Here is a 6,914-nt window from a genome sequence, read left to right as displayed (position 1 = left end):
TAAAACTATCCCAAACTTTTTTTATATGACCTATAAAAATTGAAAGTTGATCATTAAAGAGTATAATTATTTTAGGCAAAGAGTGGACAAATCCACTCTTTTAATATGTAAAGGGGAAGGTTATGGATTTAATTAGTAAATTAAAAGAAAATTTAGAAAGTGATATTAACAATCTTGGATATGAGCTTGTTGATATTGAATTTGTTACTGAAGGCAATAATAAAATATTGAGATTTTTTATCTACAAAGATGGGGGAATCACAATTGATGATTGCGAAAAAACATCTAACTTATTAAGCGAAAGGTTAGATGAAATTGATCTTATAAAATCCTTCTATTATTTGGAAGTATCTTCTCCTGATCTTTCAAGACCACTTAAGACAGATAGGGATTTAGAAAGAAACAAAGATGAGCTTTTGGAAGTAAAGCTTAAAAACGGTGAGAAGTTTTTAGCAAATATTGAGGAAATTAAAGAAAATTCCTTAGTATTTAAGTGTGAAGATGAACAAAAAGAAGTAGACAAAAATGAAATTAAGACTATTAAAATTGAGATAGTCTTCTAGGGGGAAAGATGAATAAAGAATTTATAATTGCCTTAGAGGAACTTGAAAAAAGTAAAAATGTCGATAAGAAAATAATTCTTGAGGCATTGGAAAAAGCCTTGGTAAAATCTTATCAAAAAAACTACGAAAACAATGAAAATGTCGATGTAAATATCGATGATGAAACAGGAGAAATCGAAGTATATTCTCTTAAAAATGTAGTAGATGAGGTTAATGATCCAATAGCTGAAATTTCTAAGACAAAGGCTAGAGAAATTGATTCAAAACTTGATTTGGGAGATATTTGTAGGGTAAAAATTGCCCCTAAAAATTTTGGTAGAGTTGCAGCTCAAACTGCAAGAAATATTGTCCTGCAAAAAATTAGAGATGCCCAAAGAGATTCAGTTTATTCTGAATATTTGGACAGGGCTAATGAGATTATTACAGGTGTTGTACAAAGAGAAGATAAGTATAATGTCTATATAAATCTTGATAAAATTGAAGGAATAATTCCTTTAAAAGAACAAGTTGAAAATGAAAAATATATAGCAAACCAAAGAATTAAAGTATTAATTAAAGATGTAAAAAATACAACAAAGGAACCACAAATTATCTTATCAAGAAAAGATAAGGATTTAGTTGTAAGATTGTTTGAACTTGAAGTTCCAGAAATAACCAATGGAATTATAGAAATTTATGGAATTGATAGGGAAGCGGGTTCTAGGACAAAAATAGCTGTATTTTCAAATGATCCAGAAATAGACTCTATTGGGGCATGTATTGGTTTTAAGGGAAGTCGTGTAAATTCAATTGTAGAAGAATTACAAGGTGAAAAAATTGATATAATCAACTATGATAAAGATATAAAAACATTTATCAAAAATTCCCTATCACCTGCAGAAATCAACGAAGTTTATATCAATGATATGAAAAAACAATCCTTGGTTGTTGTAAGAGAAGATCAACTTTCACTAGCAATTGGCAAGGAAGGACAAAATGCAAGACTTGCAGCAAGACTTACAGGCTGGAAAATTGATATAAAGAGTCAAGAAGAATTTGATAAATTAGACCAAGAAGAAATTGATGAAATACTTGGCCTTAATGAAGAAGAAGACGAAATAGTAGAAAATATAGATGGTGAAATAGAAAATAGCTTAGACCAAGTAGAAGATGAAACTGATTTTATAGAAGATGATATAGAAAATCTATCAGAAGATCTTGACCAAATTATTAAAGAAGATATTGAAAAAAGTGAAGAATAACTTATTAATAATGGTGAAAAAATGAAACAAAGAAAAATACCACAAAGAAAATGTATAGTATGTGGAGAAAACAAAGATAAAAATGATTTAATTAGGATAGTTAAAAATAAAGAAGAAGGAATTATCCTAGACCCTACTGGCAAAAAAAATGGCAGGGGAGCTTATATATGCAAAGATGAAAAATGCATAAATGAAGCAAAGAAGAAAAGAAAATTAGAGAAAGTTTTTAAAACTGAAATTAGTGATGATCTTTATGAGGAGATAATTGCTATGAAATAAAAGAGGTGATTAGATGGCTAACAAATTAAGAATATATGAATTAGCAAAAAACTACAACAAAACAACTAAGGAAATGCTCAAACTACTAAAAGAAGAGTTTGGACTTGAAATAAAATCACACATGTCTGTACTTGGTGGAGATGATTTAGCTATAGTAGAAGAATACTTTAGCGATAATAAAAATGAAGATAAAAATAAAAATCAACAAAAAGAGAAAAAGGACGATAAGAAAATAGAAAATAAAGATAAAAAAGAAGAAAAATTTCAGAAAATAAATCTTCAAAAAATAAAAAAAATAAGAAGTCATCAAACAAAAAAGATAAGAAAAAAAATAAAAACAAAATAAAAGATCAAAAAAATCAACAAAAAGAGACATAAAAGCTGATAATAACGATGATGGAAATATCTACATTCCAGAATCAATCTCAGTAAAATCTTTTGCAGAAAAAATTGATGAAAATGCCAACCAAGTAATAATGAAGTTAATGGGACTTGGAGTAATGGCAGGTCTTAATGATCAAATAGATTTTGACCAAGCAGAACTTGTAGCTCTTGAATTTAATAAAGAAATTTCAAAAGAAGTTAAACTTGATGAAGTTGAAATCCAAGAAAAAGATCTAGACTATGAAGATGACGAAAAAGATTTACAATCTCGTCCACCAGTTGTTTCTGTAATGGGTCACGTTGACCATGGTAAAACTTCAATTCTTGATGCTATTAGAAATACACAATTTGCATCTGGAGAAGCTGGAGGAATTACTCAACATATTGGTGCTTCAACTGTAGATGTAAATGATAAAGAAATTGTATTTTTGGATACACCAGGCCACGAAGCCTTCACTCAAATGAGAATGAGAGGGGCTCAATCAACAGATATAGCAATCTTGGTAGTAGCAGGTGATGATGGTGTAATGCCACAAACAATTGAGGCTATTAACCACGCAAAAGCAGCAGGTATTCCAATAATTGTAGCAATAAATAAAATGGATAAGGAAGAAAGTGATCCAAATAGAGTAAAACAAGAATTAACAGAATATGGTTTAGTTTCTGAAGACTGGGGTGGAGATACTATTATGGTAGAAGTATCTGCAAGAACTGGTGATGGAATTAAAGAATTATTGGAGATGGTTTTACTTGTTGCTGAAATGAGAGAGTTAAAAGCTAATCCAAACAGAGATGCTGTAGGAATTATTATTGAAGCTCAACTTGATAAGGCAAGAGGTGCTGTTGCAACTGTTCTTGTACAAAAAGGAACCCTTCATGATAAAGATTATGTAGTTACAGGATCTTCATCAGGAAGAATAAGGGCAATGTTTAATTCAAAAGGGCAAGCAATTTCTGAAGCTGGTCCATCAACACCCGTACAAATTTTAGGTCTAAGCGATGTAGCAGAAGCTGGAGATAAAATTTTTGCTGTTGAAGATGAAAAAATAGCAAGAGCTTATGCTGATCGTGCAAAAGAGCAAAAAAGAGAAGAAAGACTAATTCAAAAATCTAACACCAACCTAGAAGATATGTACGAAGGCATTGAAGAAGGTGAATTAAAAGAATTAAATATTATAGTAAAAACTGATGTAAAAGGAACTGTAGATGCAGTTGCAAGCTCATTTTCAAAACTATCAAATGAAGAAGTTTTTGTAAATGTAATTGCAGGAGCTGTAGGTGGAATTTCTGAATCAGATGTTCTACTAGCTCAGGCATCAAACGCTATAATAATTGGATTTAATGTTCGTCCAACCCAAGGTGCCCTACAAATGGCAGAAGAAAATAATATAGAAATTAGAACATACTCAATAATATATGAAGCAATTGAAGATGTAGAAAAAGCACTAAAGGGAATGCTTGATCCAGAATTCGAAGAAAAAATTCTAGGACGTGCAAAGGTTCAAGAAACTTTCAAAATTCCAAGTGCCGGAACAATTGCAGGTGTTCTTGTAACAAACGGATCAATACCAAGAAGTGCAAAAATAAGATTGTTAAGAGACAATGTTGTAATCTTTGATGGAGAAATTGAATCAATGAAAAGATTTAAAGATGATGCCAAAGTATTAAATAATGGATACGAAGGTGGAATTGGTCTTGAAAAATTCAATGACATCAAAGAAGGCGACGAGCTTGAAGCATATGAAATGGTAGAAAAAGAAAGAGTTTAATTATGGATAAGAGAAGAACCTTAAAAATATCTTCACAAATGCAAAAAGAATTATCAAAAATTTTGGCAGAAGATATAAACGATCCAAGATTATCTGATAATGTGATAGTTTCTATAACAGATGTTGAAGTAACAAATGATTTGTCCTATGCTGATATTTTTGTATCAGTTTTGGGCGATGATAGTAAAAAAGAATCTGTAATAGAAGCACTTGAACAAGCAAAAGGCTACATGAAAAAATTAATTGGCGAGAGAATGAGATTAAGGTCTATGCCAGAATTTAGGTTTAAGTATGATAATTCTATCGAACATGGCGTATATATGGATAAGCTTATAGCTGAAACCATAAAAAAGGATGAAAAAAATGCCAAAAATCGAGAAGATTAGTCAAAAAGATTTAGAAAATTTAAAAATTTTATAGACCAAGCCCAATCAATTGCAATTTCAGCCCATATAAATCCAGATGGAGATGCTCTTGGCTCCTCTCTTTCTCTAAGAAAATCTTTAGAACTTTACGGCAAAAAAGCTGAAGTTATTAAAATAAGTGAGGTAGATGATTATTTAAAATTTCTACCTCAACTTGAAAATTATAAAGAGCCTGGTCAAGAGGAATATGATTTATTTATAATTGTAGATTGTTCCGAATTTGATAGAATTGATAAGGCAATTGAAATTTGCAAAAATTCTAAAAAAGTTTTAGTAATTGATCATCATGAAGGTGGATCAATTAAAACAGATTTAAATATAATTCACTCAGATTCACCTGCAAGTTGTGAGCTTGTTTATGAAATTATAAATAGGTTAAATCTTCCAATAGATGAAGAAATTGCAACTTTATTATATGCAGGCTTAGTTACAGATACAGGAAGGTTTTTATATTCAAATATAAGTGAACTAACTTTTTATACAGCAGCAGATCTTTATAAAAAAGGTGCAAATTTCGAAATGATTTATAAAAATCTCTATCAAAATAAGGAAATTTCAAAATTACAATTTGAAAATTATATTCTAAACAAGGTGGAATTTAATAATCCTTATGCCCTTGTTGGGGTTAGCCAAAAAATGTGCCAAGATTATAATATGCAAATGGGTGATAGCGAATCTGTTGTAAATATGCTTAGGGACTTGAAAGGAATTGAAGTAGCCTGTCTTGTAAAAGAATATGGAGAAAATGAATTTAAAATTTCCCTAAGGAGCAAGGATTATCTTGATGTATCAGAAATTGCAAGAAATAATGGGGGCGGTGGCCACATAAGAGCTGCAGGTTTTACCCTTAATGAAAATACAATGGATAGGGCAATTTCTAAAATGAGAGATATTTTAAAAGAGGCATTAAATGACTAGTGGAATATTATTAATTGATAAAAATACCGGAGCATCATCCGGAAAAATTGTATATCAAGCAAGAAAGAAACTAGGCATAAAAAAAATAGGCCATGCAGGAACTCTTGATCCTCTTGCAACTGGCCTTTTGCCACTTTTAATTAACAAAGCTACAAGAGTTTCAGACTTTTTAATGGATGAGGTTAAAATTTATGAAACTCTTGCATTTTTTGGTCAAAAAACAGATAGCCAGGATATAACTGGAGAAATTTTAGAAAAATCATCAAAAACTTTTGAATTAGATGATTTAAAAAAAGCGATTGATGAAAATTTTGTTGGAGAAATTCTTCAAACACCACCCATGTATTCAGCCCTAAAACACAAGGGTAAAAAATTATATGAGCTTGCAAGAGAAGGAAAGTCAATTGAAAGAAAAAAAGAAAATAAAAATTTATGATTTTGAAATTCTAGACTTTAATTTTCCTTATGCAAGACTTAGGATATCATGTTCAAAGGGAACTTATATAAGAACTCTTGTAAATGATTTGGGTGAAATTTTACAAACTTTTGCTACAGTCAAGGAGCTTAGAAGAATAAAAGTTGGGGATTTTGATGTAAAAGATGCCATTAAAATGGAAGATTTTGAAAAAATGCAAGCTGATCAAATTATAAAAAAATTAATTCCAATTGATAAGGCTCTTTGTCAGTACGAAAAAATAGTTTTGGATAAGTCTTACTATAAACAAGCTACAAATGGGATGACCATGAAAGTAGATTATGGGAAAAATGTTGATAATTATTTAAGAGTATATGTTGGTGATTTATTTATAGGTCTTGGTGAGTATAAGAATGAAAACAAGACTTTGAAGATAAAGAAGGTGTTTTATGAAAGATAATATAAAAATTTTTGATTTAGATTTTAATGAATTTGACCTTTCTCCAAAGGCTGTAAGCCTTGGAAATTTTGATGGAGTCCATAGGGGACACCAAAAACTTATGAAAGAAAATATAGAAATTTCAAAAGAAAAAAATTTAACACCTTCAGTATTACTATTTAAAGAAAACACCAAAAATATCCTAAATGGAGAAAAAGAATACCTAACAAGTCTTGAAGATAAGATAGAAATTTTAAAAAATATAGGTATAGAATGTTTTTGCCTTTTAGAATTTTCTGATGAGTTTAAAAACTTGTCTCCTTATGAATTTATTGAAGAAATTTTATATAAGAAATTAAATACCAAATATGTCATTGTTGGTGATAATTATAGGTTTGGGAAAATGGCAAAAGGAGATATAAAAACTCTAAAAAAAATATGAAGAAGATTTTGCCTACAAAACAAAAGTTGTAGATTTTGA

At 29.9% G+C, this 6,914-nt stretch carries 9 protein-coding genes and 1 pseudogene; all 10 read left to right on the top strand.

Features of this window, described 5'->3' with window-relative positions:
• Positions 1–122 precede the first annotated feature (122 nt).
• The 10 genes and pseudogenes from ANHYDRO_RS04775 to ANHYDRO_RS10595 all read left to right on the top strand — a co-directional run bounded on the left by ANHYDRO_RS04775 (position 123) and on the right by ANHYDRO_RS10595 (position 6,875).
• Positions 123–563: a ribosome maturation factor RimP gene (locus ANHYDRO_RS04775; protein ID WP_004814162.1), complete on the top strand. Its 441-nt coding sequence runs from the start codon at positions 123–125 to the stop codon at positions 561–563.
• Between the two features lie 8 nt (positions 564–571).
• On the top strand, positions 572–1,804 hold the full coding sequence (nusA, locus tag ANHYDRO_RS04770; protein WP_004814160.1) for a transcription termination factor NusA: 1,233 nt from the start codon (positions 572–574) through the stop codon (positions 1,802–1,804).
• 21 nt (positions 1,805–1,825) lie between these two features.
• On the top strand, positions 1,826–2,083 hold the full coding sequence (gene rnpM, locus ANHYDRO_RS04765; protein ID WP_004814158.1) for an RNase P modulator RnpM: 258 nt from the start codon (positions 1,826–1,828) through the stop codon (positions 2,081–2,083).
• Between the two features lie 13 nt (positions 2,084–2,096).
• Positions 2,097–2,429, top strand: a complete 333-nt coding sequence (locus ANHYDRO_RS10610; protein WP_004814156.1) for a translation initiation factor IF-2 N-terminal domain-containing protein — start codon at positions 2,097–2,099, stop codon at positions 2,427–2,429.
• A 28-nt stretch (positions 2,430–2,457) separates the two neighbouring features.
• Positions 2,458–4,236, top strand: coding sequence for a translation initiation factor IF-2 (infB, locus tag ANHYDRO_RS04755; RefSeq protein ID WP_316244741.1), 1,779 nt, complete (start codon positions 2,458–2,460; stop codon positions 4,234–4,236).
• A 2-nt stretch (positions 4,237–4,238) separates the two neighbouring features.
• Complete coding sequence (gene rbfA, locus ANHYDRO_RS04750) at positions 4,239–4,622, top strand: 30S ribosome-binding factor RbfA (RefSeq protein ID WP_004814152.1); 384 nt, start codon at positions 4,239–4,241, stop codon at positions 4,620–4,622.
• Positions 4,600–5,579, top strand: a pseudogene (locus tag ANHYDRO_RS04745) (DHH family phosphoesterase). Before rbfA ends, ANHYDRO_RS04745 begins: the two are co-directional and overlap by 23 nt.
• The gene (gene truB / locus ANHYDRO_RS10605) at positions 5,572–6,015 is read left to right on the top strand and encodes a tRNA pseudouridine(55) synthase TruB (RefSeq protein ID WP_004814147.1); all 444 of its coding nucleotides are present in this window, start codon (positions 5,572–5,574) and stop codon (positions 6,013–6,015) included. Before ANHYDRO_RS04745 ends, truB begins: the two are co-directional and overlap by 8 nt.
• On the top strand, positions 5,984–6,454 hold the full coding sequence (locus ANHYDRO_RS10600) for a hypothetical protein (RefSeq protein WP_004814145.1): 471 nt from the start codon (positions 5,984–5,986) through the stop codon (positions 6,452–6,454). Before truB ends, ANHYDRO_RS10600 begins: the two co-directional genes overlap by 32 nt.
• Positions 6,444–6,875, top strand: a complete 432-nt coding sequence (locus ANHYDRO_RS10595; protein WP_004814142.1) for a nucleotidyl transferase family protein — start codon at positions 6,444–6,446, stop codon at positions 6,873–6,875. The genes ANHYDRO_RS10600 and ANHYDRO_RS10595 overlap by 11 nt, the downstream gene beginning before the upstream one ends.
• Positions 6,876–6,914: the final 39 nt, after the last annotated feature.

The organism is Anaerococcus hydrogenalis DSM 7454 (genome assembly GCF_000173355.1).
Lineage (GTDB): Bacteria > Bacillota > Clostridia > Tissierellales > Peptoniphilaceae > Anaerococcus > Anaerococcus hydrogenalis.
The sequence above is the reverse complement of the archived record's forward strand: the minus strand, read 5'-3'. Positions and strand labels throughout refer to the sequence as shown.